This window comes from Neisseria sp. P0021.S006 (assembly GCF_051956895.1).
The window spans coordinates 1-511 of sequence record NZ_JBQCWZ010001065.1 but is presented as its reverse complement, the minus strand read 5'-3'; the positions used below and the strand labels follow the sequence as shown (position 1 = coordinate 511).

Below are 511 nucleotides of genomic sequence, written 5' to 3'. Positions count from 1 at the left end.
CCTTTGCCGTAATGGTGTTTACCACCTTCTCCAGTATGTACGCCCAGCATAAAAAACACGCCATCGATTGGGCAACCGTCCGCCAGATGACGCCGGGCATGATACTCGGCGTACTCCTCGGCGCGGCAACGGCAAAATATATGCCGACGCTGGCTTTGCAGGTTTTCTTTATTGCATTTCTTGCCTTTATCGCCCTCAAAACCCTACGCGATTCCAAACCCAAACCTTCACGCACCCTGCCTGCCCTCCACGGCCTGACAGCCGTCGGCACGCTTTTTGGGGCGGCTTCGAGTTGGGTCGGTATCGGGGGCGGTTCGCTATCCGTTCCATTCCTGCTGTATTGCAACTTTCCGGCGCACCGTGCCATCGGCACATCTTCAGGTCTGGCATGGCCGATTGCGATTGCCGGCACCATCGGCTATTTTGCCAACGGTTTGCATATTGCCAACCTGCCTGAAGGCGCGGCAGGCTTTATCTATCTTCCGGCTGTGGCCATATTGAGCATTGCCAC

Annotated in this window: 1 protein-coding gene; it reads left to right on the top strand. The window is 56.2% G+C overall.

Annotation, left to right across the window (positions count from 1 at the left end):
• Nucleotides 1-511, top strand: a 511-nt coding sequence (locus ACTHUM_RS18745) for a sulfite exporter TauE/SafE family protein (protein ID WP_440403787.1), incomplete at both ends; no start/stop codon positions are given.